Below are 25524 nucleotides of genomic sequence, written 5' to 3' on the forward strand. Positions count from 1 at the left end.
AAAGATATGAAGGAACTCAAGCATTTCATTCTGGTTGGGGCTCCCGCATCCGGCAAAGGGACCCAGGGCCGGTTTCTGGCTGATACCTTCGGCCTCCATTCCCTGAGCACCGGCTCCCTCTTGCGGAGGGAAGTGGAATCCTGCACGGAACTGGGCCGGAAAGCCTTGAGCTATATGGACAGGGCCATGCTGGTTCCGGACGAGATTGTCAACGACATGGTGCGCGGCTGGCTGTCGGAGATGGATCATGGCGCGTGGCTGCTGGACGGCTATCCCCGCACGGTTGCGCAGGCGGAAGCGCTGGATCATTTTCTGAATCAGCGGGGAACGTCCGTGGACGTGGTCGTCTGGATGGATGTGTCCAGAGAACTCATTGAACAGCGCATCATGCGCCGCCGGGAATGTTCCACATGCGGTTACGTGGTGCAGACTCCGGAAGAGGAATGTTCCAAGTGCGGAGGGAAAATGGTTTCCCGCAAGGATGACAACATGGAAGCTTTCGCCCGCCGCTGGAAAGATTTTGAAGCCATGACGCTGCCCGTAGCCAGGTACTACGAAGCCCGCGGCCTGGTCGTTAAAATGACGGTGTCCGAAGAACGGGAACCTGCCGAGGTTTCCCGGGCTCTGGCCCGCAAGCTGGAAGAGTACCGGCAATAAAAAGAATAATCCCATGGCAGAACGAATCCATATCAAGTCTCCCGGCGAGGTGGCCAAGATGCAGAAGGCCGGGGCTGTAACGGCGGAAATCTTGATGGAGATCGGGGCCGAAGTCCAAGTGGGACGCACCACGCGGGAAATAGATGATATTGCGCGTGAAATCTTTAAAAAGCACAAGGTAGGCAATTCCTTTTACCAATACCGCGGGTTTCCCGGCCAGCTCTGCATTTCCATTAATGAGGAGGTGGTGCACGGCAGCGCTGGTCCCCGCCGCATCCAGAACGGGGACATTGTGAGCCTGGACGTGGGCGCCGTTGTGGACGGCTGGCATGGAGACAACGCCATGACCGTGCCGGTGGGCATGGTGGATCCGGAAAAACTGCGGCTGCTGGCCGTGACGGAGGAATCCCTGTTCCGCGCCATTGAACTGGTAAGGCCGGGCGCCTTGCTGGCGGACGTCTGCGCGGCAGTGGAGGGCTTCGTGCGTCCCCGCGGTTTTACCGTGGTTCGGGATTTTGTGGGGCACGGCATAGGCCGCCACCTGCATGAAGAACCCCAGATTCCCAACTACCGCCCTCATTACAAGCTTCCGCGCCTGAAAAAGGGAATGGCCCTGGCCATTGAGCCGATGGTGAACGCGGGCAGGCCTTCCGTTAAAATTCTGGATGACGGCTGGACGGTCGTCACGGCGGACGGCAAGCCTTCCGCCCACTTTGAGCACACGGTTATCGTAACGGACGGCGCGCCCCTGATTGTGACGGACCGCCCCCGCATCGCGTTGCCGGAGCAGCTCGGCATTGCTCCTTTGTAACTTCAGCACTTCCTGGGAATGACGCCGCCGGAAGCCTCCATTCCCGTGATTCTGGAGAAGACCGCCGCCCGCCGCATGGTGTGGGTGGATGTGGCCCGCGTGGTCGCCTGCATCCTGATTATTGCGAATCACATGGCCTTCTATTCGGTGGAGCTGTACCGGTGGATATGGGCGGAGTTCCTGGCGGCACGCACGCCCTTTTTTCTGCTGGCGGCGGGCTACTTTGTGGGGAGAGGTTCGTTCGGCCCTCTGGATGGAGGAAGCCTTTTCCTCTGGAGGCGGAGCTGGTTTCTTCTTCGTCCGTATCTGGTGTGGGGACTAGTTGCGGCCGTCCTGATCGGCTGGTCTCCCCTGCATGAATATTACGCGTCCTACCGGCCTATGTATGAATGGCTGGAAGGGGGGGAGGGCGCCGGGTTCTGGCCCGCTCTCGTGGCGTTCGGACGCTGCCTGGGCATTGCCGGGCATCCCGTGGACGCGCCTATGTGGTTCCTGCGCGATATTATTATTTATACCGCTGCGGCTCCCCTTCTTTACCGCTTGGGGGACTATCTGCTTTGGGTGGGGATTATCATGCTGTCCCTGAACTATTTTGCGCTGGATCTGGCGGATCATGATTATCCCATCGCCAACAGCCTGGGATTTTTCCTGCTGGGAATGTATGTTTCCCGGTATTCCCTGCCGTTCCTGACGGAGGCCGTGCGCCGGTACGCGGTGCCCTTCCTGGCTGCCACGCTTGCGCTTACCTGGTGGCTGGCAGGCCACCGGGACCAGCACAACTCCATGCTCATCGCCCTGGGCATGCTGGGGCTGATGTCCCTGGCCATTCTGTTCACGGAATGGTTTCCGCGCGCGGCCAGATGGGTGGCGGGGCTGGCTCCGGCGTGTTTTTTCATTTTCGGGACGCATTACATCGTCATCATCCTGCTGCGTGGAAGCGGCTGGATTACATGGAAGGGGGAAGCGTGGGACATGCTCTGGCTCTGTCTGGTCCCGGTCATTTTCGCCGTGCTGGCAGGGCTTTTTTTCTTCATGAAAAGATTTGCCCCGCGGCTGGTTCCCCTGCTGGGGGCCTATGGGAAATAGCCGTCTTGAAGAGAGCCGCGCTTATCTCTTGCCGTCAAAAGGCAAATCCCTTATTCTTTCCTTTGCTGAAAGGGGTGGAAACGGCTTTTTTGTCACGTTGCCGTTCTTGCTCCACGGCCGGGAAACAATACATGGTATGGCAATGATTCAAGGCGAGCTGGTTCAGGATTCGGAATTATCAACTCAGGCGGTGATCTATCTGGGCCCGAGCTCCATGAGCCTGATGGTGGCTGAGGCAGTCCGGGACAGGATTCGCCTGCTGGATTTCCTTCAGCAGCCCGTTCCGATGGCGCGTGACATTTTCCGGTTCCACCGCATTTCCCGGCATACCATGGACCGCTGCGTGCAAATCATCGGCGACTATCTGGAAATTCTCAAGGAATACGGAGCCGGCAGCAAGCTTTCCGTCCGGTTCATGATTTCCAACATCATTTCCGAGGCGGATAATGTGGACGTGTTCGTGAACCGCATGCACGTGGCCCACGGCCTGCGTGGACGCCGCATTGACGACGGCAAGATGACGCGCCTCATTTACGTGAAGGTGCAGGAGGCTCTGGCCCAGTATCCGGGATTCAGCAAGAAAAAGGTGCTTGTGGTCCATACGGGGCCGGGCAATACCCGCGTGCTCCTGTTCCAGAAGGGGCGCATCGTGCGTTATTCCTGCTACAGGCTGGGAACGCATCGTACGGGGGAGGCCGTTGGGGAAATCGAGTACGGAGACGATGTGGCGGAGCTTTCCATTCTGCGGGAGCACATGCGCGGGCAGGTGGACCAGATTTGCCTGGATTACGGGGGCGTGAAGGGCCTGGCGGGCCTGATCGTCATCGGCCAGGAAATGCAGCAGCTTCGGGACCGCCTGGCCCCCACGCCGGAAGGCAAGGTGGCGTGTTCCTCCCTGGCGGCGGAGGCGGAGCGGATGTCCCGCACCACTCTGGAACAGCGCATGAACGTTTACGGGGCGGATTTCGCCGGGGTGGACTCCCTGCTGCCCGCCGTTTTGATGACGGAAATGATTGCCCGCAGCCTGAACCTGAATGACGTCATCATTCCCGCGAGCGGTTATGACGAGGAGTTTTCAAGCAGCCTGATACGCGCGGAACAGCATCCGGGGGACCTGGAGGCGGAGGTCCTCCATTTCGCCGGGATTCTGGCGGACAGGTACAAGGCGGACAAAGGGCACCGCGAGCATGTGGCGCGCCTGTGCATGGAAATGTTTGACCAGCTTCAGGACCTGCACCGCCTTTCCGAGCATGACCGGCTGCTGCTGGAAGTGGCCTCCATCCTGCATGAGGTTGGGTCTTTCATCAACCAGCAGAACCACCAGCTCCATTCCCAGTATATCATTCTCAACAGTGAAATCTTCGGCCTTTCCCGGGATGATGTGGAAACGATCGCCCTGCTGGCCCGCTACCATCGGCATGAGGTTCCCGCCAATTCCGATCCCATGTACGGGGAGCTGGAGCTGAGGGACCGCATGCGCGTAGCCAAAATGGCCGCCATCCTGCGCGTGGCGGACGCCCTGGAACGCGGCCATGCCCAGCGCGTGAACGGCGTCCGGGCGCACATCCGCGGGCGCATGCTGGAGCTGGAGCTTCAGGGCGTGCGAGAAACCGCCGTGGAAGACCTGGCCCTGCGGCTGAAGGGAGACCTGTTTGCGGATATTTTCGGTTATGACGTCGTGCTGGCGCCCCAGCGGTAAGCTGATTTAAAAAACTTCCATTTTCCATTTTTCCCATGTCTGACGAATATATCAACAGAGAACTTTCCTGGCTGGAATTCAACCAGCGTGTGTTGGACCAGGCCGTAAGAACGGATCTTCCCCTCCTGGAACGCCTGAAGTTTCTGGCTATTACCGCCTCCAACCTGGATGAGTTTTTCATGGTGCGCGTGGGCGGCCTTCAGATGCTGCGGCATTCCGGTTCCCGCGTGAAGGACATTTCCGGGCTGACTCCCACCCGCCAGCTGAAAGCCATCCGCTCCCGCGTGGGCCGCATGATTGAGGACCAATACCGCCTGTTCCATGAGGAAATTCTGCCGTGGATGGAAATCAACGGGATTAATCCTCTGGCGGTGGAGGATCTCAGCACTTCCCAGAAACTGACGCTGGAGCAGTATTTCAACAACCAGATATTTCCGCTTCTGACGCCGCTGGACATGGATGCTCCGGAGGCTCCCGCGCTGCCGTCCCTTAAACTGCTGATGGGCGTGGAACTGCGCGACAATGAGACCGGGGAGGTGCGCTCCGCCGTGGTGGCCCTTCCGGACGGCCTGCCGCGGCGCGTTCCCGTCCCTTCCGCGGAGGCGGAACGCTACGTGATGCTGGAGGACCTGGTCCGGGAGTGCATCGGCACCGTTTTTCCCGGTGAAACCGTTCTTTCCGCAGCAGTGTTCCGCGTCACGCGCAATGGGGATATTGCCGTGCAGGAGGAAGACGCCCTGGATTTGGCGGATGAGATGGAGGAAGTGCTCGTAGCCCGGAAATTTTCCGAATGCGTGAGGCTGGAAGTAGAGTCCTCCGCGCCCGCCCCCCTGCATGACAAGATCATGCGGATTGTAGGCGCCGGGAAGGAAGAGACTTATGACCTCAAGGGGCCCCTGATGCTTTCCGACTTCATGGAAATGGCCTTTGCACCCGGCAATGACCAGTTGAAGGTGGAGCAGTGGTCTCCGCAGCCGTCCCCTTCCGTGAATCCGGCCGTCAGCATTTTTGAAAACATTGCCGGCGGGGATATTCTGCTCAACCATCCTTATGAAAGTTTTGAACCCGTCCTGCGCCTGGTGGAGGAGGCCGCGGAAGATCCGGACGTCATCGCCATCAAGCAGGTGCTGTACCGCACCGCCAGGAACTCCCGCATCGTGGCCGCCCTGAAAAAGGCGGCGGAGAGCGGCAAGCAGGTGACGGCGCTGGTGGAGCTGAAAGCCCGTTTTGACGAAGCCCGCAATCTGGAGAAGGCGGAGGAACTTCAGCGTTCCGGCGTGCAGGTTGTTTATGGCGTCAAGGGGTTGAAGACCCATGCCAAGATTTGCCTGGTGGTGCGCCGGGAACAGGGCATGCTGCGGCGTTACTGCCATTTCGGCACGGGGAACTACAATGAGACTACCGCCAAGATTTACACGGATATTTCCTACCTTACCTGCGACGACCAGCTGGGAGCGGACGCCTCCCAGTTCTTCAATTCCGTGACGGGGCGCACCAAGCTCATGCGCTTCCGCAAGCTGTATCCCTCCCCAGTGTTGATGAAGGCGCGCCTTATTGAACTTATTGAAGGGGAGGCGGAACGCGCGCGGCAGGGGGAACCCGCCCGCATCTCCGCCAAGATGAACAGCCTTCAGGACGTGGAAATTATTGACGCCCTGTACAGGGCCGCGGACGCCGGGGTGGACATTGAACTGAACGTGCGCGGCATTTGCTGCCTGAAAACGGGCCCCCGGCCCAACGGCAAGGTAATCCGCGTAGTCAGCATTGTGGACAGGTATCTGGAGCACGCGCGCATTTTCTTCTTCCACCACGGCGGCAACCACCAGCTTTTCATCGCCAGCGCGGACTGGATGACCCGGAATCTGGATAAAAGGGTGGAACTCATGGTGCCCGTCACCAACGGGAAGCTGGCGCGTCGCCTGAAATCCATTCTGGACGCCTGTTTCAGGGACAATGTTCAGGCGTGTAATATTCTGCCGGACGGCACTTCCGAACATGTCGTCCGGAAAAAAGGCCAGAAAGCCTTCCGTTTGCAACAGTACCTGACCAAGGAGGCGCGCCGCCTGGCCAAGGACAAGGAACGGGAACGCCAGCAGATGCTGGAACCGCACACGCCGCATTAAAAGACGCTCGTTACGGGCGTTTGGAGGTTCGCAAGGAACAGTCTCCGGAGTACCCGGTTTTCCGGAGAGTAGGAAAGCTGCTTACGGTTTTCTGCCGTCAAGAATGGACAGCACTTTCTTCAGCCATCTGATCCTGTCCCGGCGTCTCCGGAAAATATGGCCCCGGGAGAAGAACAGTTTCCATTGCTGGCTGCGGATATGGCGCCGGATAAGCGGAGCCAGCCCCCGGGAAATCGCATCCAGTTCTTTCCGGAACGCGGGAAGCTTCTTTGCTTCCTGCCACCAGAAAAAGGCGTACAGGATCCAGTGGAATTGCCCTATGGTTCCGGGGGCGTCAGGAAGCCGCCATGGTTTTTCCGGGCCGACCATATGCAGCAGTTTCCATGCATGCCCGCAGGATATGGACGGAACGTTTTCAAATTCGGTTCCGCGCAGGCGCTGTATTCTTTCTTCATCCCACGTCCAGGACAGGAACTGGAAGTTCCATTCCGGAGGCAGCGGCGTTATGTCTCCATGCAGGGCGATATTCAGGATGTCCTGGTCCGGATAGGGGAAGGGTTCCGGGCGGCTTCGGAGCTGTTGGAGCAGCCGATGTTCCAGGTTGCGGCGGCGCATCTGGTCCAGGTCCAGCACCAGAACGCCGGAATTGCAGTAGGAAAGGGGGGAGGAAAGATAGCCGCCCATATATTCCAGATGAGGGTGCATCGTTCCTTCCTCAATGCTCCAGAGGGCCAGGCCGTCTCCGGCCGCCGCCGCGGGAGCTCCCCGCAAATCGGAAAAATAAAGCTCGGCTACGTCTCCGGCCAGCAGGGTATCCGCGTCCAGATAAACGATCCTGCCGTACTGCGGGAACAAACTGCCGGCCATCAGACGGGCATACGCGAGAGGGGAGTAGCGGTTCTTGTTGCCGTTTTGGAAGAGCTGGCGGAATTGTTCCGGAAGCTGCAGGAAAGAAAGGGAAACCTGCGGAAAGGGGGCGGCGACCCGGTTCAGCTCCTGTATTATTCGCGCGTCCATTCCGTCGTGGACGATGTGAATGTCATAAAAGCGTCCGGAACCGGCGTGAAGGCAAAGGGTGTGAATGGCTACGCTCAGGGGCAGGCCCCAGCCGCCGGTGGCGGAAAACATGACGGGGATGCATGATTGTTCCGGGGGTGCAGGAACGGGAGGGATTGTCATGACGTCAGGGAATTTCATGGTTCGGGGTGGTTTTTGGGGCGTTCCTGTTCCGTTGGCGGTTCCTGCCGGGCGGCGAGAAGGGGCAGGAGCAGTCCGGCTGTTTTTCCGGCCTGGTACGCGCGGTCCGGAGGGGAGAAATGGAAGGGATCTATATATCTCGCCCCCTGCATGAAGTCATGGTGGTCTGAAAGAACCGCGCCGGGCAGGGCAGAGGCCGCTTCACGGACAATGGCATTAAAGGCGGCGAGGGTTTTCTCTTTTTCTTCATTCAGCGTGCCGTCCGGCCCATCCATGATGGACGTGCTGGTCGCCAGGATGAGGAAACGGCAGCGTTTGCTGAGCTGGGAGACGAATGCCATGTAATTTTTGCGGAAGTCGTCCACGGAAATGGCGGAGACTTTATTGGTGACGTGGGAACCGAAGGAAAAGATGATGGCCTCGTACCCGGCGGAGGGAAAATATCCTGCAAGAGCGGGGAGGTAGTCCGGATCACCGGGAATCAGCGTGGAGGAGAACAAATCGATGTCCTCCTGAAGTTCTGAGGAAAGGGGGCGCCACAAATGCCGCATGACGGAACCGCCAATGAGCAGTATGCGCGCCTGCCCTTTTTCCGGATGAATGGCCGTGATCCAGTCGGTTTCCTCACGGTAATGGGTCGGGGCCGCCAATGCCCTCCAGCAGGCAAGCATGCGTTCCTTTTTGCGTTTTCTTCTTTTCTCCAGCAGGCGGTGTATTTTCCCGGAACGCCTTCTCACCCATGTCCGGCCGAAAGGCAGCCGGCGGAGAACCTGTTTTCCCAGATTCCGGTAAGCTTCCGGGAAATCTTCTTCCCCGGAACCGGGCAGGGGGCGGCATTGCAGCATGCCGACGCAAAAATCAATGAATGGAAGGTTCTGCCTGTCTGCCAGCGTGCGAAGAAGAGCGTTCCAGGCTTCAAGAACGCCCGGTTCTTCTGCGTAGGGATGCCGGGCGCTGCCGTAGTCGGAGGGCGGGGATGACAGGAGGATCAGGCGGCGCGTTCGTTTCCGCAGAAAGGCGAAAAGCCTGCAAAGCATATCTTCGGCGCTTTCCATGGGCTCTCCTTCCCGGAGGGGCTTTCCCATGAGCCTGCCGTTGGCGAGGGAAAGGTGCAGGGGCGGCCACATGAAAAGAATAACGCTGTAGCGGGCGCCGGAAAGGCAGTGCTCCATTTCCCGCCACAGGCAGGGATGGTTGAGCGGGAAATTGAAGATGAGCGTGTCGGCGACCAGTCTGGACGATTTCAGATGGACATGGTTTTTTGCCAGGGCGGAATTGCCGATCACCAGCATTCTGTCATTGCCGAGCAGGAGATGGTCGTGTTGCTGATAGGAATAGATGAACACGGCAGAAACAACGGTTACAGGGATGAGCGGGAGTTTCTCTTGGCGGAGTAAAGAGTGCATCCGAGGATTTGGAGGGTGTCTATTCCGTTTTTGGAAAACCTCAGCCGGAACATGTGCCTTCTGGCGGTTTTGAACTTCCAGAAGCATTGAAGGAGGCGCAGGTAAATCCACCGTCCGGCCAGGGCTGCTTCAAGGTAGGTCCGCTGTTCCCTGGGAATCCCGCGAACGTGTTCGGAAGTGATGTCCGCTTCCCGCCAGAGTTCCGCCCAATGCCTGAGCTGCCGGGCCGGCATTTTATTGTCCGGAAAAAGCAGGGGGACGATATAATTCATGTAGGCCGTGCGGTTGCTCTCCAGAACCCCTTCCCGGAGTTTTTCCCTGGTGAGCATCTCGAATACGGCGTAATAACTTGCGGGCCGGGTTTCCGCTTTCCGGTTGCGCGAAGAAACGGATTGGGGGCCGCCCAGCCCGTAGTGATAAAGTTTTTCAGAGGTAAGGGCGATGCGGCGGCAGCGGGCGATGGCCCGGGAAACGTACAGGGTGTCTTCCCCGCTGGTGAAGGAAGATGGCAGGCGAACTTCCAGGGGGGCGGAACAGCCGGGGAGGAGCCGCCTGAACAATTTGCTCCAGACGACGCCGGTGATCCTGTCTTCCAGAAAGAGCCGGAATATTTCTCCTTTCTCCGTAAAGACGCCGTCGCAGGCGGTGTTTTCAACATGAAGGAGTTTTTCCTCAGTAATTCCGCGCGATTCTTCGCTTTCAGCCGGAAGGAAGGGGGAATAGGAACATTGGACCATGTCCGCCCCGGTTTCTTCCGCGAGCCGGTAGAGCCGTTCATACATGTCCGGCTCAACGTAGTCATCCGGATCCGCAAAACCCAGGTAAGGCGCTGCGGCTGCCCTGATTCCCGCGTTGCGGGCTTCTGCCCTGCCTGAATTTTCCTGTGTAATCAGGCGGAAACGGCTGTCTCCGGAAGCATATTTCCGGACGATGTCTCCGGACCCGTCTGTCGAACCGTCGTCCACGCAGATGATTTCCAGGTCGCGGAGGGTTTGTGCCGCCAGGCTGTCCAGACAGCGCGGAAGAAGGGGTCCCATGTTGTAGATGGGGACGATGACGGAAATGAGGGGAGAGGACATGGGCTGCTGCGTAAGGAAACGGGGTTATATCCGGAGCCATGAGCCGGGGATGAGCGCGTCGTCCGTATGGTACCGGTCGTTTTCATTCCTGTTGAACCAGATGCGCGGCGCGATGACGATTTTCTCCGCGTGTTCGTTGAGCCAGGCCGCCCACCAGGAGAACGTGCTGTTGGCGATGATGTGGTGGCGGCAGTTTCGCATCAGCTCCAGATCGAAGTAGCCGGCGCCGCCGTCGTTGATATCCACATGGACATGGGGCAGGGCGGGCCTCAGGTGTTCTCGTGCCCACGCTGTGTCGTCCGAGAAGATGAAATAACGCAGGGATTCCTGCGGAACGCCTGCCGCCCGCAGCCTTCCTTCCATTTCAGCCATGCTCCGGAGATAGTATTCCAGCGGCGGCGGAGAAAGGTAGGGGTTGGAGAGGTAATCCGTTCTCCTGATGTGCAGGGAAATGGAGCAGCAGGAACGGATGTCTTCAAGAATGCGGGCGTTTTCCGGAGTCAGGGGAGTTTTTAGACGGAATTCCCTGCAAAGCTGTTCCCGGCAGTGGAGGAAGTATTGTTCCGTTTGAAAATATCCCTTGAAATAGGTATGGCAGCGGGGTGGGGCCGTGAGGCCGGGATCGAACCCGTGCCGTTTTTCCTCCCGGAAATGAGGATATTTGGGGGCGGAGAACAGGGAACGCAGGCAGGCGGGAATGCGGGACTTGCGGAAAGCCCAGGAGGGAGGGCCCCCTTCAATGGGAAGGGAAATGTGGAAGTGATGGAGTTCGCAGACCCTCTTGTCATCATGTTCATATGATGAGGCTTCCAGCCTTGCTTTTTCCCCTTGCCGGGAGAGCGCGAAGAGAAAGGCGTATTGGAACAGCTGGTTTCCCAGCCCTCCGAAAAGACGCATGACCAATTCTTTTTTCTTTGCCATGTTCAAGCAGGGAAAAGGGGTTAAAACGGAATATTCCCGCGTATGTCCTCCAGTTGTCCGCGTATTTGCCGCAGCCGTACCCGGCCATTCCTTCTCCATGAAGGAACAGGGCAGAAAGGAAGAAGCTTCCAGAGGATTCCGGTGTTCCTGCCGGCCTTCCGGAGCCTTCTTCCGAAGTCTGAAAAGCTGGTGGATTTCAACAACAGGCGGAAAGGAAGATGAAGAGACTCTCTCCGGCACTCGGCGTTCGTGCAATGGGCGTTCAGGAAGTCCCGGATGATGCCGTAAAGCATTTCCTGCTCCCCGGGAGAGAAAGGCATGTCAAGCAGTCTCAGTTCAAATGGTTCATGCTCTACAAAGCGGACAAGATGGCCGGCTTTTCTTGTCCAGAGCCGGCGTTGTTCATAAAACTCTTCAATCAGGGAAAGCCACCGGGGGATCATGTCCAAAATATCGGCGGTTCTTTTTCTTATCTGGTGGTGGTTGCCCTGTTCATGCTGGCGGTAATGGTAAACGGCCTCCGGGCAGAAGGAGATTTTTTCTGCCAGCGCGAGCGCGAAATGCGAGAAGAGGCCGTCTTCACAGGGGTGAATGCCTTCCGGGAATTCCAGATTGTTTTTTAAGGGGAACTCCCGGCGCAGAAATATGCCGCAGGTGGGCAGGGCGGGGATTTTATCCGGCGGAAACCTGTCGCAGAACAGTTTTCCCGCTATGGTCAAATCGCTTGCTCCGCGGTCTGAGGCGTCCAGAAGATGTTTGAGAAAGGCTTCGTCAATAAAATCGTCGCCGTCAACGAAACACAAATAGCGCCCGGAAGCGTGCCGCATGCCCAGATTGCGGGCGGAGGAAACGCCTCCGTTTTCCTGTTCGAAATAACGGATTCTTGAGTCCGCCTCTGAAAAACGCCGGGCGATTTCCCCCGACGAGTCGGAGGAACCGTCGTTAATGATGAGGCATTCCCACTCCGCAAGGGTTTGCCGGCGTATGCTGTTGATGCACTCTTCAAGATATCGTTCCTGGTTGTAAACGGGAACAATGACGGAAACCTGGGGCTGTGGCGGGCAGGATCGGGTCATTGGCGGGACTGTTGAGGTTTGGAGGGGGAGCATGCGGCAAGAGCCCGCTTCAGGTTGGAGCGGGATTCCCTGTCAATATCCCTGCCCAATTGGAGAAGCGCCTGCTGCATTTCCGCGTATTCCTCCTCCGTTTGCCTGATGGCGCGGAGCATGGCGCCGCCAAGCGTTTCTTCCCCGTAAAGAAGTGCGTTCCGGTCATTGAAGCCGTAGAAGGAAGCGAATTTTTCATGGATGACCGGAATCTTCGCGAATCCGTAAATAAGCAGGGCGGAGCCGGTGATGCCGGTGGTAATGTAGCGGTCGTGCGCCGGATTGCCGGGATCAAGGAGAGGCAGGAAATAGTCCGCCCGCTCCATGGCCGCGTACATGGAAGGGAAATCGAGCCTTCCGGCCACATGCAGGAAAGGGCGCAGGTGGCCGGGAATTTCTCCCAGCTCTCCTTCCCCTACGATGATGACGGAAAAGTTCCTGTATCCTTCATTGTAGATGGTTTGCAGCGCCTCAATCAGGAGTTTGTGGTTTTTTCTCTGCGCGGAAAGGGAACCTACGGTGATGAATACGGGTTCACGGTTCCGGGGCGCAGGCGGGATTTTCCCGAAAAAGTGCGGATTAACCATCGTCCCTTTGGGAAAGGAGCCCAGCGTCAGCAGACGTCCCTGCCGTTCAAGTTCTTCTTCCCCGAACCGGGGGATGTCATTTAATTCATGTTCGACGGCCAGAAGATTGGTGAGTCTGTCAAGCCCCGTCATGTGAAGGAAACCTGCCCATCCCGGAATGTCATAAAAGGCGGATGTTGATACCAAAATGGCTTCGTACCGGTTGAGGACGGGAGCTTTGGCCAGGCGCTTCCATGAAGTGCACATGGCTGTGAAGATCTGGATCTCGTTTTCCTTGAAACAGCACAGAGGCGATTGCCCGGCCAGGCTGTGATGCATCAGGACATCAACGCGGTATCCCATGTCAAGCAGATGACGGCAAAAACCGGGGAGGACTTCTCCGTGGCAATAGTTGGGCTCCAGAATAAGGATTGTGCGGCCGGCTACTGCATGCCTGCGCCATGCGCGCATGCTTCGGCGGGCGTTCCGGTCGTAGTCGGACAGGAAATCGCGCAGAAAAGCGCGTCCTTTTTTACGCAGATTCCGAAACGGAATACACATGGTCAGCAATCGGAGCATGACTGTCTGCGTATGTGTAATCGGTTTCATGGTGAAAAATTGCAGAAGATATCATGAATATCGCCTGATACGGATGGTGATTTTTTTCTTTTTGCCGTTCCGGGCAGATTTTTCCCGCCGTAAAAAAGAATACGTTGTGCGACGATGGCTGAATACTTAATAAATTCATACTGAAAAGCAATATCAAAAAAGCTCCTTTGCGCATGATGCCGGAGTATTCCTGACGGTTTGAATTTTCTGCCGTATTGCGGCCGTACTGCCGCCCTCTGTTTCCGTCGTTTCCGGGGAAGACTGCCTTTGCATTTCTTTCCGGAAATAATTTCGCGCCTCCGGTTTCCCGTTTTTCAATAAATGGCGTTGCTGTTTTTTCTTGATGTGAATTTTCAATCCGGATAAAAAAGAATGCTTCCGCCATGAGCGTATCCGTTTCCATCATTGTTCCCTGCTATAATGTTGCCGCCTATCTGGACCAGTGTATGGAAAGCCTGACCGGCCAGAGCATGGAAGATATTGAGATCATTTGCGTCAATGACGGTTCTTCCGACCGTACGGCGGAGATATTGCGCGAATGGAGGAACAGGGACCGCCGCGTCCGGATAATTGACCAGAAAAACAGCGGCGTTTCCGCAGCGAGGAACAGCGGCATGGAAGCGGCCGCGGGGACGTATATCGGCTTTGTGGATCCGGACGACATGGTGGAACGGAATATGTTCCAGCGCCAGTTTACTGCGGCCGCGGAGAAAGATGCGGATGTAGCGGTGTGCGGATACCATGAATTCTGCGACTGCGGGGACATGGATATGCCTGAAAGCGGATGGTCGCCGTCAGCCGGATTTTTCCCGGAGGAAAAAGCGGAACGGTTCCGGCGGGGGACGCCCTGGAGCCGGTGCGCGGGAACGGTGTGGAACAAGTTGATCCGCAGGGAACTGCTGGAAGCAAACGGCTTGCGTTTCGTTCCCGGATTGAGCCAGGGGGAGGATTTGTATTTCTGTTTGATGCTGTTGACTTTTGCTCCGCGGCTTTTGACCATTCCCGACCGGTTGTACCACTATCGGCGGGAACGCCCCGGCTCCTCCTCCTGTGGGCGGGATCCCCTCCTGGGGGATTTCCGCATGGATTTGATGGGCATGGAATCTCTGGCGCGTTTCTGGGGGCGGCGGGGGCTGCTTGATTCACCCGCCGTCTTCGGTCTGGTGGACTGTTGCATGGAATTGATGCGCAGGCATTTCATCGTGAAAGAGGGAGCTTTTTTCAGGGCGTCGCCAGAAGACCGGGAGGTTCTGCTTTCCGGCTGGAAAAAGTGGCTGGAGCTGGTGGGCGCGGAGAATGTCCTTCCCCGTCTGGACCGGTGGGACCGGGCTTTTTGCCGTCTTTTGTTGAATTACCCCTGCCGGAGCAATTTTTTCTCTGTCCTGCATTCCCGCCTGATGTCATCCCGTAAGGGGCGCCGGGGGGCTTACTACGCCCTGAAAAGGCGCCTAATGAAGTGAAAAGGGGAAATTCTTCCTCCTTCCCCTGTTGTTCCGGCGCCGCATGGGGTTGCGAAAAGGCGGAATGCCTGCCGGCATTCTACAGGCCCGTGTAGCACATCTGCTCTTTGAGCTGGGCCACCTGAAGGTCTTCCCCCAGATATTCCCCAATGGAGTAGCCGAAAAGCATGGCGGCGCCGGGGCCGTTGGCGGTGAGCATGTTGCCGTCCAACACCACATTTTCATCCTTCACGATGCGGGCGCCTGCTTCGTTGAGTTCCCGGTAAACGTCCTGGGCCGGGTAGGCCGTGACGTTCCTGTCCCTGACCAGGCCTGCTTTGGCCAGAACGATGGGGGCGGCGCAGATAGCGGCTACCAGCTTGCCCGCTTCATGCATTTTTTTGACCAGATGGATGACTTCCGGCGTGTCCCGGAGTACCCAGGAACCCGCGCCGCCGGGCAGGATCAGGGCGTCCAGCTTGTCAGCATGGAGTTTGTCCAGCATGGTGTCCGTGCTGACGGTTACTTCATGGGTGCTGACCACCTTGTCGGCCTGGACGCCGGCGAGCACTACGTCCATGTTCAGGCGCCGCAGAATGTCCAGCGGAGCCATGAGTTCGATTTCTTCAAATCCGGGGGCGGCAAGTATGGCGACTTTTTTCATGGTTGGTAAGACAGGAGGGGGAAGCGGAACGTTCAAGGAAAAGAGCAGAATATCCCGGTAGCCCTACAGGAGGAGGAGAACCGGGTTTTCCAGGAGGGTTTTGAATTCGGCGGCGATTTTGGAAGCCTTGCATTCCGGCAGAATGTTGGCGTTCACGTACAGGGTGACGGGCAGAATGAGCTTGGACACGGGCCGCCCCGCTTCAATGCCCGTTTTCGGCGTAGTGCCTCCTATGCTGATGATGCTGTGGGGCATTTCCGGAAGCGCGGCGCGCTGGGCTTCCACGTTCACGCCGCTGTCGCAAAGCAGGATATTGGGCGCGACGCTGCCTGCGGGGAGCGGCCCTGCCGCGGGGGCGGCCAGGCGTTCCATGGCGATGTTGTAAATCGTCTTGCCGGAGGCGTTTTCAATGAAGACGTATTTTTCCCCCTTGTCCAGCACCATGAGCAGTTTCGTAACGGCGTCTCCGGCCAGCCATTCCGGCTCGCTGACGCATGCTTTCACCGCAGCGCGCACCACGTAGTCAAAGAGGCTGTAACGGCCGCCGATGAGCTTTTCGCACTGGACGGCGATGGGCGTACTGATGGCGGCCAGGTAAGCCATGTTCGCCTCCAGGGAGTACAGGTAAAAGTTGTCTACGCGCGTGGCGTGGCGCGTGTCCCGGGGCGCCAGCGGGGTCTGCACCCGGCGGGCGGGGCCGTCTGCGGGGCGCAGGGCGGCCCGTACATCCGCAGCCATGATTTTGCCCCGGGGGCCGGTGCCGCGCAGCGTGGCGGGATTCAATCCGGCTTCCGCCGCCAGCCTGGCGGCCAGCGGGCTGCATGTTACGGGCGGGCACGGAGGGCAGCCGCAGGCGGCCGCTCCGAATTCCGACTGAAGCAGCGCAATAGGCGCTCCCACCGCGGCGGAACCTCCTTCCGGCACCAGGATTTCCGCCAGGGTGCCGTCCTCGCAGGCCTGGAGTTCCACATGGGCCTTGTCCGTTTCAATGTCGGCCAGATGGTCGCCGACCTCTACGAAGTCCCCTGTTTTTTTGATCCATCTCAGGACGATGCCTTCGTGCATGGAGTCGGACAGGCGGGGCATTTCAATGGTAGTAGCCATGGAGGTGAATGTTGAAGTATGGTAAAAGGGGGGAAGGCGCGCCGGAAGGGGCGGGACGTCTCCTTCCGGCGCGCGGAAGCGCGGCTACGCGCTGTATTTTTCCACGCCGTCGATGAATACCTTGCAGGTATTGAAGTCATCGTCCAGCAGAACCATGTCCGCCGTGAAGCCGGGGGCGATTTTGCCCAGGCCTTCCAGGCCCAGGGACTGCGCCTGGTTCCAGGAAGTGGCTTTCACCAGGTCGCTGAGGGGTTTCCCGGTCAGGCGGTGCACGTTTTTCAGGCCGTGGGCGTACTTGAGGGTGCTGCCGGCCAGGGCGCCGGATTCCTGCAGGCGGGCCACGCCGTCCTTCACGATGATGGGCAGGCCGCCCAGGTCCCCGGGGCCGTCCGGCATCCAGGAGCAGGCCAGGGAGTCCGTAATCATCAGCATCTGGTCGGAATCCTTGTTCTTGAACACGGTTTTGAGCATGTCCGCGCAGAGGTGGATGGTGTCGCAGATGATTTCAATCTTGATTTCCCTGTCCAGAAGGCCGGAACCCACCAGGCCGATTTCACGGTGGTGCAGGGGAGACATCTGGTTGCAGTAGTGGGTCAGGTGCGCCAGTCCCGCGGACTTGGCCCTGTTGAAGTCCGCATGGGTGGCGGCGCTGTGCCCGGCGGAGCAGCGGATGCCGTTGGCCGTAGCTTTCTCAATGAATTCAATGGCTCCAGGCATTTCCGGCGCCAGGGAGACCAGCAGCACCCTGGCAATGGAGTTCAGGTTGGCCACTTCATCATAGTCCGGCTGGCGGACAAAGGCGGGGTTCTGCGCGCCGCAGCATTTGGGGTTGATGAACGGCCCTTCCAGGTGGACGCCGGGCGTTTTGGCGAATTCCTGGTTCTTCATGTATTCCGCCACGGAGGCGCACACGTCTTCCAGCACCTTGGGAGACAGGGTGAGAGTGGTCGGCAGCCAGGAAGTGACGCCTTCCTTCATTTTGCATTCCGCAATGGTGCGGAGGCTTTCCAGCTTGGCGTCGCAGGTGTCGCAGCCGCCGGCGCCGTGGCTGTGGATGTCAATGAAGCCGGGCAGGAGCATGCGGCCTTCCGCATCCACGACCTTGTCTGCGGCGGGAAGTTCGCTCCCGGCGGGATAGACGGCGGTAATGGTTTTGCCTTCCATTTCCACGGCAGCCCCGGGCATATCAATGCCGGGGGAGATGATGCGTGCGTTTTTAATGAGTGTTTTCATAACAATGAATGGTTGTTGGATGGATGTTGATCGTCGTTTTTCTTCGTTTGGCCGCGTTTTCCCGTCTGGCCTCTGCCGCTTCCCGGTTATCTGGCGGCGTCCAGGGCCTTGTTCCACCGGGCTACGCGGGAGGCTTCCGCTTTCAGCACGGCGGCCGCGGCGTTTTTGTCCAGAATGCGGATGTCCTTGATTTTATCCCCCCGGACGATGGAGTTGACGACGGACTGCCCTTTCAGCACCTTCCCGAAGACCGTGTGGTGGCCATCCAGATGAGGCGTGGCCACATGGGTGATGAAGAATTGGGAACCGTTGGTGCCGGGGCCCGCGTTCGCCATGGAAAGCACGCCGGGGCCGTCATGCCTGAGATCCGGGGAAAATTCGTCTTCAAAACTGTAGCCGGGGCCTCCCATGCCCGTGCCGGTGGGGTCGCCGCCCTGGATCATGAAATCCGGAATCACGCGGTGGAAGGTAATTCCCTTGTAGTAGCCCCTGTTGGCGAGGTTCAGGAAGTTGGCTACGGTGACGGGCGCCTTGGAAGGGTAAAGGGCCAGTTCAATGTCCCCCTTGGTAGTGGAGATGACGACATGGACGTCCTTGAGGCCGGCGGCGGATTCCGCGGAGGCGCTGAAGCACGCCAGGGCGCACAGGGAACACAGCAGAAGGGTGAGATATTTTTTCATGGCTTCTTGTTTCCCCCCTATCTTGCCCGAATAGAAGCAGGGTTGCAAGTAAATCGCGCGCCCTGACGGGAGAATGGCGCTGGACGCGTCAATGAGGGAAGGTTGTTCCCTGAAGAAGAGATTGTTAAGGTGTGCGTCCGGTTGCCGGCCCGGCACTACCTTGAGCCGGAATACGCGCGGGAAAAACGGAAGACCGCCCACGCCATGAAGAGGCTGAGGATTCCCATGACGACGAATTGCCAGGAAGGGGGGATGACCAGCATCATGGCGTATTGGAACCCGACGGCCAGCAAACCGAGCGCGCAGTCCACCAGGTTGCCGGCGGCGATCATGTCCCCGCGCTTGTCATTGTCCGCCCGGTCCTGGAAAAAGGCGTTCAGGGGCACCAGGAACAGGGCCGCGCAGCTCGCCGCCATCAGCACGCCACCCGCCACGGAAACGTTCATTCGGATGCGGCGTCGGCAGATCACGGAAGCGAGGATGCCGCCCAGCACCGTTCCCCCGCTCATCCAGGCCATCAGCACGGCTCCTACGGAGCTGAAGTCGTCCCCGCCGCCGGAGATTTCCTTCGCCATCTGGATAGTCATCAGCATGACCGTGCCGCCGAAGAACCAGAAATAGCCGATGCCCATTTCGCTGACGCGCAGGTTGCGGTTGTTCCACAGCTTGCCCAGCTGGTGGAAGTGCTCGTAAAACAGGGACCAGGAGAAGGGCCGGAAGCCTTCGGGAGCATACCGGGGCAGATAGAAGCTGGAGATGGCCACCGGAACGGCCAGGAGCAGAAACACCAGGCATGGGAAAGAGGCGGCATACCAGCCGTCATTGATACCGGAGGGTTTCAGCCATGCGTCAAACCATGGGAAGAAGCCCTCCCCCAGCCAGCGGTGCCAGATGGTATCCGTGGAAGGCTCCAGCAGGTAGCGGAACCAGATGAAGACGCCAATCTGGCCGATGAGCAGGCTGAGGATGGAAGCCATTTCCACGATGCCGCTGGCGAACCCCATGCGGGAGGTTCCCACGATGTCCTTGACGATTCCTTTCTTGGCCGGGCTGAAGACGGTGGCCTGCACGGCAAAGACGCAGAACCACAGGATGGCCCCGTTCAGGTTGTGGACGCGCAGGCTCCAGTACATGCCCGCCAGAACGCATATCTGGAGCAGGGCCATGGACTGGATGATGCGCGCCTTGCAGAAACGGTCCGAAAGCCAGCCGACGAAGGGGGAGAACAGGATGAAGGGCAGCACGATGATGGCCCCCAGCGGATATTCCAGGTCCCCCTCTGAGCCGTACAGCCAGACGCCCAGGGGAATCAGCAGAAATTGCGCCCCTTTTTCATTGAAGGAGTTCTGCGCCTGAATCAGCACGAGCCGCCAGAAAGCTCCCCATGGAACTTCGCGGGCGTGTCCTGGCGTATGGGCGCTGGAATTCATGAAGTTACAGGCTGGGCTCCTCCGCTTTTTCCAGACCGGAGCCGCGGAACAGGCACAGCACGCCGATGACGGCTGTCAGCAGGGCGCTGGAAACCAGGGAGGCTTCTTCACTGAACCCGCACATTTCCGGGCTGGAGAACAGATATTGGAATACCACTAGGCTCAGGAAGGCGGCGGGAGCCGCCGCCGGCCAGAAGCAGCGGTTTTTGCTGCGCAGGTAAATGGAGACGGCCCAGAGCGTAGCGGAGGCCAGAAGCTGGTTGGCCCAGCCGAAGTACTGCCAGATGATGGCGTAGTCCATGCTGCTGACGGCGATGGCTGCGGCGAAGAGCGGTATGGCGATCATCAGGCGGCGGCTCAGCTGTTCCTGGCTCAGCTTGAAGCAGTCCGCAATCATCAGGCGCGTGACCCGCAGGGCGCCGTCCCCCGTGCTGATGGGGAGGATAACCACGCCGATCATGACCAGGATGGAACCGATGCTTCCCATCCAGGATTCGGAAATCGTCTGGATGGCCAGAGCCGGAGCCTTTCCGTTGGCGGTAGCCGCTCCCAGGGCTTCCGGAGAGCCGTAGAAGGTCAGCGCGGCAGCGGCCCATATGAAGGCGATGATGCCTTCCGTAATCATCGCCCCGCCAAAGACGGGCAGCCCTTCCCGTTCCGTTTTCAGGCACCGCGCCATCAGCGGGGACTGTGTGGCATGGAATCCGCTCACGGCTCCGCAGGCGATGGTGATGAACATCACGGGGAAAAGCGGGAAATCCGTCGGATGGCGGTTATGGAAAAAGTCCGTATCCGGAAGCACTTCCATGCGGGGGAGATGCATCCAGGCCGGCAGGGAATCCGCAAAGGGCATCAGAAGCATCACGCCCAGAATACCCATGACCATGATGATCAGGGCGACGGAAAAAAGAGGATAGACCTTTCCCATAATAGCCTGGATGGGAAGAATGGTCGCCAGAAAATAGTAGCCGAAGATAATCCACACCCATGCCGAAACGTTCCAGCCCGTCATGGGGGACAGGATGGCGGCGGGCCCCACGGCGAAGACGACGCCCACCAGCACGCTGAACACGATGCAGACGGCGCGGCTGATCCACTGGGCCTGCCCGCCCAGGTAGCGCCCCAGGATTTCCGGCAGGTTTTCCCCTTTGTGCCGCAGGGAGATCATGCCGGAAAAGTAGTCGTGCGCCATTCCGCCCAGAATGCAGCCGAAAACGATCCACAGGAGCGCGGCCGGGCCATACAGCACGCCCATGACGGCGCCGAAAATGGGCCCCAGCCCTGCAATGTTCAGCAGCTGGATGAGAAAAACGCGCCAGCGCGGCATGACCACATAATCCACGCCGTCCGTACAGGCCACGGCGGGAGTCTGCCGGGAGGCGTCCGGCCGGAAAATCCTTTCCAGCACCCGTCCGTAAGTGAAATAACCGGCCGCCAGGGCCAATATCCCCAGAATGAAATAGCAGTAACCGTTCATGTTGGAAAAAAACCGGCCGCCTCATGGGCTGCCGTCCGTTCACGGAACTTAACTTTTCTCCCTCCCTCTGGCAAGCCGTTAGTGAAAAAGAGGAAAAGGAGGGGCGGATTCCCAATCCGAAGTCAACACTAAATAATAGAAATGAGATGTTTATGCAGATAAACGAACAGGGCCATCTTGAAATTGCAAGTTTCCCTGTTGGAGATTTTAAACTATCGTAAAATTCATAATTCCAATTTTTTGCGCATGAAAAACAGACCTGGATTTATTTTTCGGATTGGGAATCCGCTAAAAAATTGGCCCCGCTCAACCTTTCCCATTTCCATTTATGAAGAAAACATTGATAATCATTGCATCTCTGGTTCTTGGCGCGGCGGCTTCCCAGGCCGCGGTACTGTGTACCACTACGTTTAACCGGACCGGCACTTCCCTGGATACCGTCACGGTGAGCACGGTTTCCGATGCGGGACTTACCACCTCCACCTCGATTAGTTCCGAGAATTTCAGCAAGAGCACTACGGGCAATGACCTGCTGGCTTCAGGCTCCATTCCCGCCTCCGTATTCTCCCCCAATGCCAATGTGGGTAATAACCAGAATAATACGTGGAGCGTGTCTTTCACGTTTACCAACACCGGTTCCCAGGATATGCTGATTTCTTCCATTGATCTTTCCATGATAGGGTTCACTGGAGCGGGCGACGCGCAGAATGCCGGGGGCGGTGTGGCCAATAACGGTTATGTTGGAGGAGCCGACGGCAATTTGAACAAACCTGTCAATATCACCCTCGGCATGGACGGGCAGGAAAGTCAGACGCTGGCCTATAATGGCGCCACCAGTACAAATACATCCGTGGGATCCTGGGATGGCGTTCGTACGGGAAACTATGAATATAGCGATGTTGTGTTGAAAGCCGGGGAGTCCATGACGTTAACGGTCACGGCTTCCAAAAACGAGGCCTACGGCAGCGGCTGCTTTATTGGGCTTACGGGAATCCAGGTGAATGGGGAAGTGGTTCCGGAACCTGCTGCAGCTTCCCTCAGTCTTCTGGGGCTGGCCGCGTTGATGATGCGCCGCCGCAGAGTTTGAGGTTCCTGCTTCTGATGTATTTGAACAGGCCGCCCGTTTTTTGAAACTGGCGGCTTGTTTGTTTTCAGCCAGTGGGGGTTCTTTGTCCAACTGGAGCGTTGGGGGCGCCGCCGCGGAATCCGTGCCAGGGGCGTCCGCTTCCGCCTACACGCATTGGATGGTGACCAATGGAACGGATTTTGCGGGAAGAGCGGATGTCGGCGGATTGGGCGCGGGGGGACGGTATTTGAAGGGAGCCAGGATTCGCGGCTTAGCAGCCACCGGAAGGCAAGATCCCCTTGTTCATTATAAACACGAACAAGGGTGTATATCTGCGTGTGGAAGAGGGCGGCATTACCGTGGAAACCGCCGGCGGGGGACTGCGGATTTCGGGATCGCCCGGCTGCGCGTAACCGCGGACCAGGTGCGGCATGTGGCTGAAGGGCGCAGCCTGTATGTGGGAAATGACGATGACGCCCGTCCGGGGGATTATATTTCCCTGACTTCGGAAAATGATGTTCCGCGACGCGCGACAGTGACGGGCGGAGGCGCCGTGCGTTAAACAGAAAGAGAAATTTTATTCCCCGTCATTTTCCGAATCGGCAGGGGGCGCTTTGGGCAGGTTTTTGTCAATGTCTTCCAAAAGGTTGACCAGGTCAACGCCGCGCTGGGCGGAGTCGTCCAGACGGAAGGTCAGGCGCGGCGTATTGCGCAGCACCACGCGCCTGGCCACGGCGGACTGGATAAGCCCATGCCGGGAGTTCAGTTTTTCCAGCACCTGGGCGGGAGCCATTTTCCCTACGACGCCCACCCATACTTTCCCCTCTTTCAGATCGTCCGTCACTTCCACTTCAATCACGGTGACAATTGTGCCGGGAAATTCAAAATCCCGCTGAATGGTGGTGCCTATTTCCCGGCGCAGGAGTTCGTTTACCTTGTCAGTGCGTCTGCTCATATGAAGAGATAGAGTGATAAATGGGCCGATTGGTTCAATCGGTGAAGAAAGAATGGAGGAAAAGACAGGGACGGAGGTTTCCCGGCCGCCCGGAGGAGCGTACAGGAGGCTCCGTCCCTGTTGGTTGATTCTCGTTGAGGGTTACAGCGTTTGCTGGATTTTTTCCAGCGTGTAGCATTCGATGATGTCGCCCGTCTCGTATTCGTTGAAGTCTCCGAGGCGGATGCCGCATTCCAGGCCCGCCTTGACTTCTTCCACTTCATCCTGGAAGCGGCGGAGGGTGGACATTTTGCCGTCAAAGACAGGCGTCTTGTCGCGGATGACGCGCGCCTCGCAGCTGCGGAGGATTTTGCCGTCCTCCACCATGCAGCCCGCCGCGCGGCCTTTGTTGAGTTTGAAGACCTGGAGCACTTTGGCGTGGCCGATGATGGTTTCGCGCGTTTCCGGTTCCAGCAGGCCCAGCATGGCATCCCTCACCTGGTCGATGAGTTCGTAAACGATGGAATACAGTTTTACCTGCACGCCTTCCCGCTTGAGCAGTTTGACGGCGTTGGCTTCCACTTTGACGTTGAAGCCCAGGATGACGGCATCCGAGGAGGAGGCCAGCAGAACGTCCGATTCCGAAATGGGGCCGGCGGAGGCGTTCAGGAAGACGCATTCCACTTTGTCCGACTGGATGTCCAGAACAGCCTTCTTGATGGCTTCCACGGAACCCTGCACATCCCCCTTCAGGAGTATTTTGAGCTGGGCTTTCTGGGTGCCGTCCCCCATCATGGCGAGCAGTTCTTCCATGCGTGCCTTGCGGGGCTGGGCCAGGCGCTGCTTGCGCAGTTCCTCCTGGCGTTCTTCCCCAAGCTTTTTGGCGGCGCGTTCGTTTTCCATTTCCACCAGTTCGTCCCCCACGTTCGGGGTTTCAGAGAAGCCGGTAATTTCCACGGGCATGCCGGGGCCTACCTTTTTGACGCGTTCGCCGTGGTCGTTGACCAGGGCGCGCACCTTGCCGGCGTAAGGGCCGCAGATGAAGGGCATCCCGACGCGGATGGTGCCGCTTTCCACAATGGCCGTGGCGGAGCTGCCCGTGCCGGGTTCCACGCGGGCTTCAATAATGGAGGCGCGGCAGTTGGCCTTGGGGTTGGCCTGGAGTTCCAGCACTTCCGACTGGAGGACGAGAAGGCCGAGAAGGTCGTCAATGCCGGCCCCGGTCAGGGCGGAGACTTCCACGCATTCCACATCGCCTCCGAAGTCCGTGGGAACTAGCCCTTCTTCCATCAGGCCGCTCTTGGTCTTGACAGGGTCTGCGGCCGGAAGGTCGCACTTGTTGATGGCCACGATGATGGTTTTGCCGGCCGCTTTGGAGTGGGCAATGGCTTCCCGCGTCTGGGGCATGATGCCGTCATTGGCGGCCACTACCAGCACCACGATGTCCGTGACGTCCGCCCCGCGGGCGCGCATTTCCGTGAAGATGGCGTGGCCCGGCGTATCCAGGAAGGTGAGCGTGCTGCCGTTGTAGTCAACCGTATAGGCGCCGATGTGCTGGGTGATGCCCCCAGCTTCCCCCTTGGCCACGCGCGTTTTGCGGATGTAGTCCAGCAGGGATGTTTTGCCGTGGTCCACATGGCCCATGACGGTGATGATGGGGGTGCGCGTGATGAGGGTGGCTTTGGGTTCTTCCACCACCGGCACGGGTTCCGGTTCCTTGACGGGTTCCTGCTGGGCTTTCACGCCGCCGCCTTTTTCCCGTTTTTCACGGGCGAATGTGTAGCCGTGGATGTCGCAGATGGTGCTGACGGCGTCCGCATCCAACGGCGTATTCGGGTTGGCGAAGATGCCCATGCCCATCAGATCCTTGATGATTTGGAAGGGCTTGGCTTTCAGCATGCCCGCCAGCTCGGAAACGGAGACGGGCGGTTTGAGGTTGATGATTTTATCGTCCGCGGAGGTTTCTTCCTGGGGTGCGGGCGCGGCGGGTTCTGCGGCGGCCGGGGCAGCGACGGGCGCCGGAACGGCGTCAGCGGCGCGCGCCGCCTTTTTCTTGGTGCCGGAAAGCAAGTCGAGAGCTTCTTTCTTGACTGGAGCAGGGCGGGAGGGCGCCGGTGCGGGGGCCGGCTGGGGTGCGCGTTTCTTTTTGGAAGATCCGCCGATCAGATCCAATACTTCCTTTTTGGGTTCGTTCTCTTCTTGTTTATTAGGCATCTTGATTTAAGGTTGTTAGATGT

23 protein-coding genes are annotated in these 25524 nt (G+C 58.5%); 8 read left to right on the forward strand and 15 right to left on the reverse strand.

Annotation, left to right across the window (positions count from 1 at the left end):
• Window positions 1-6 precede the first annotated feature (6 nt).
• From O4G22_RS04850 to ppk1, 5 genes are all read left to right on the forward strand, one after another.
• The gene (locus O4G22_RS04850; RefSeq protein WP_306702299.1) at window positions 7-657 is read left to right on the forward strand and encodes an adenylate kinase family protein; all 651 of its coding nucleotides are present in this window, start codon (window positions 7-9) and stop codon (window positions 655-657) included.
• A gap of 13 nt (window positions 658-670) precedes the next feature.
• On the forward strand, window positions 671-1468 hold the full coding sequence (map, locus tag O4G22_RS04855) for a type I methionyl aminopeptidase (RefSeq protein ID WP_094137219.1): 798 nt from the start codon (window positions 671-673) through the stop codon (window positions 1466-1468).
• An 18-nt stretch (window positions 1469-1486) separates the two neighbouring features.
• A complete protein-coding gene (locus O4G22_RS04860) occupies window positions 1487-2554 on the forward strand; it encodes an acyltransferase family protein (protein WP_306702300.1) in 1068 nt (355 codons plus the stop codon).
• Between the two features lie 136 nt (window positions 2555-2690).
• Window positions 2691-4253: an HD domain-containing protein gene (locus O4G22_RS04865; RefSeq protein ID WP_128154755.1), complete on the forward strand. Its 1563-nt coding sequence runs from the start codon at window positions 2691-2693 to the stop codon at window positions 4251-4253.
• 35 nt (window positions 4254-4288) lie between these two features.
• Window positions 4289-6376, forward strand: coding sequence for a polyphosphate kinase 1 (ppk1, locus tag O4G22_RS04870; RefSeq protein ID WP_290489702.1), 2088 nt, complete (start codon window positions 4289-4291; stop codon window positions 6374-6376).
• An 81-nt stretch (window positions 6377-6457) separates the two neighbouring features.
• Here the strand turns inward: ppk1 and O4G22_RS04875 are convergent, their stop codons facing one another.
• From O4G22_RS04875 to O4G22_RS04905, 7 genes are all read right to left on the reverse strand, one after another.
• Complete coding sequence (locus tag O4G22_RS04875; RefSeq protein WP_290489703.1) at window positions 6458-7504, reverse strand: glycosyltransferase family 8 protein; 1047 nt, start codon at window positions 7502-7504, stop codon at window positions 6458-6460.
• 65 nt (window positions 7505-7569) lie between these two features.
• Window positions 7570-8919: a hypothetical protein gene (locus O4G22_RS04880; RefSeq protein ID WP_306702301.1), complete on the reverse strand. Its 1350-nt coding sequence runs from the start codon at window positions 8917-8919 to the stop codon at window positions 7570-7572.
• Between the two features lie 14 nt (window positions 8920-8933).
• The gene (locus tag O4G22_RS04885; RefSeq protein WP_306702302.1) at window positions 8934-10058 is read right to left on the reverse strand and encodes a glycosyltransferase; all 1125 of its coding nucleotides are present in this window, start codon (window positions 10056-10058) and stop codon (window positions 8934-8936) included.
• 24 nt (window positions 10059-10082) lie between these two features.
• A complete protein-coding gene (locus O4G22_RS04890) occupies window positions 10083-10979 on the reverse strand; it encodes an alpha-1,2-fucosyltransferase (protein WP_290489706.1) in 897 nt (298 codons plus the stop codon).
• A 20-nt stretch (window positions 10980-10999) separates the two neighbouring features.
• A complete protein-coding gene (locus O4G22_RS04895; RefSeq protein WP_306702303.1) occupies window positions 11000-12055 on the reverse strand; it encodes a glycosyltransferase family 2 protein in 1056 nt (351 codons plus the stop codon).
• A complete protein-coding gene (locus tag O4G22_RS04900) occupies window positions 12052-13260 on the reverse strand; it encodes a glycosyltransferase (protein ID WP_306702304.1) in 1209 nt (402 codons plus the stop codon). Before O4G22_RS04900 ends, O4G22_RS04895 begins: the two co-directional genes overlap by 4 nt.
• Window positions 13184-13666 (reverse strand): hypothetical protein, encoded by a 483-nt coding sequence (locus O4G22_RS04905; RefSeq protein ID WP_306702305.1) that lies wholly within the window; start codon window positions 13664-13666, stop codon window positions 13184-13186. The genes O4G22_RS04900 and O4G22_RS04905 overlap by 77 nt, the downstream gene beginning before the upstream one ends.
• Here O4G22_RS04905 and O4G22_RS04910 point away from each other — a divergent pair.
• Complete coding sequence (locus tag O4G22_RS04910) at window positions 13644-14720, forward strand: glycosyltransferase (protein WP_306702306.1); 1077 nt, start codon at window positions 13644-13646, stop codon at window positions 14718-14720. The two genes, O4G22_RS04905 and O4G22_RS04910, sit on opposite strands and share 23 nt — an antisense overlap.
• A gap of 79 nt (window positions 14721-14799) precedes the next feature.
• On the opposite strand, the gene O4G22_RS04915 is transcribed toward O4G22_RS04910, so the two are convergent.
• The 6 genes from O4G22_RS04915 to O4G22_RS04940 all read right to left on the reverse strand — a co-directional run bounded on the left by O4G22_RS04915 (window position 14800) and on the right by O4G22_RS04940 (window position 21287).
• Window positions 14800-15363, reverse strand: a complete 564-nt coding sequence (locus O4G22_RS04915; protein ID WP_290489711.1) for a DJ-1 family glyoxalase III — start codon at window positions 15361-15363, stop codon at window positions 14800-14802.
• A gap of 63 nt (window positions 15364-15426) precedes the next feature.
• Window positions 15427-16467, reverse strand: a complete 1041-nt coding sequence (locus O4G22_RS04920; protein ID WP_290489712.1) for a biotin/lipoyl-containing protein — start codon at window positions 16465-16467, stop codon at window positions 15427-15429.
• Window positions 16468-16551: 84 nt separating this feature from the next.
• The gene (nagA, locus tag O4G22_RS04925) at window positions 16552-17700 is read right to left on the reverse strand and encodes an N-acetylglucosamine-6-phosphate deacetylase (RefSeq protein WP_094137232.1); all 1149 of its coding nucleotides are present in this window, start codon (window positions 17698-17700) and stop codon (window positions 16552-16554) included.
• Window positions 17701-17786: 86 nt separating this feature from the next.
• Entirely contained in the window at window positions 17787-18380 is a 594-nt protein-coding gene (locus O4G22_RS04930; RefSeq protein WP_306702307.1) for a peptidylprolyl isomerase, read from the reverse strand.
• A gap of 155 nt (window positions 18381-18535) precedes the next feature.
• Window positions 18536-19810, reverse strand: a complete 1275-nt coding sequence (locus O4G22_RS04935) for a hypothetical protein (RefSeq protein WP_306713956.1) — start codon at window positions 19808-19810, stop codon at window positions 18536-18538.
• 4 nt (window positions 19811-19814) lie between these two features.
• Complete coding sequence (locus O4G22_RS04940; RefSeq protein WP_306702309.1) at window positions 19815-21287, reverse strand: carbon starvation CstA family protein; 1473 nt, start codon at window positions 21285-21287, stop codon at window positions 19815-19817.
• Between the two features lie 328 nt (window positions 21288-21615).
• On the opposite strand from O4G22_RS04940, the gene O4G22_RS04945 reads away from it, so the two are divergent.
• Both O4G22_RS04945 and O4G22_RS04950 read left to right on the forward strand, forming a co-directional pair.
• Window positions 21616-22374, forward strand: coding sequence for a PEP-CTERM sorting domain-containing protein (locus tag O4G22_RS04945; protein WP_306702310.1), 759 nt, complete (start codon window positions 21616-21618; stop codon window positions 22372-22374).
• A 121-nt stretch (window positions 22375-22495) separates the two neighbouring features.
• Entirely contained in the window at window positions 22496-22915 is a 420-nt protein-coding gene (locus O4G22_RS04950) for a hypothetical protein (RefSeq protein WP_306713958.1), read from the forward strand.
• A 15-nt stretch (window positions 22916-22930) separates the two neighbouring features.
• Here the strand turns inward: O4G22_RS04950 and rbfA are convergent, their stop codons facing one another.
• Entirely contained in the window at window positions 22931-23308 is a 378-nt protein-coding gene (gene rbfA, locus O4G22_RS04955; RefSeq protein ID WP_290489717.1) for a 30S ribosome-binding factor RbfA, read from the reverse strand.
• A 141-nt stretch (window positions 23309-23449) separates the two neighbouring features.
• A complete protein-coding gene (infB, locus tag O4G22_RS04960; RefSeq protein WP_306702312.1) occupies window positions 23450-25501 on the reverse strand; it encodes a translation initiation factor IF-2 in 2052 nt (683 codons plus the stop codon).
• Between the last annotated feature and the right edge of the window lie 23 nt (window positions 25502-25524).

The organism is Akkermansia muciniphila (assembly GCF_030848305.1).
GTDB classification, from domain to species: domain Bacteria; phylum Verrucomicrobiota; class Verrucomicrobiia; order Verrucomicrobiales; family Akkermansiaceae; genus Akkermansia; species Akkermansia muciniphila_A.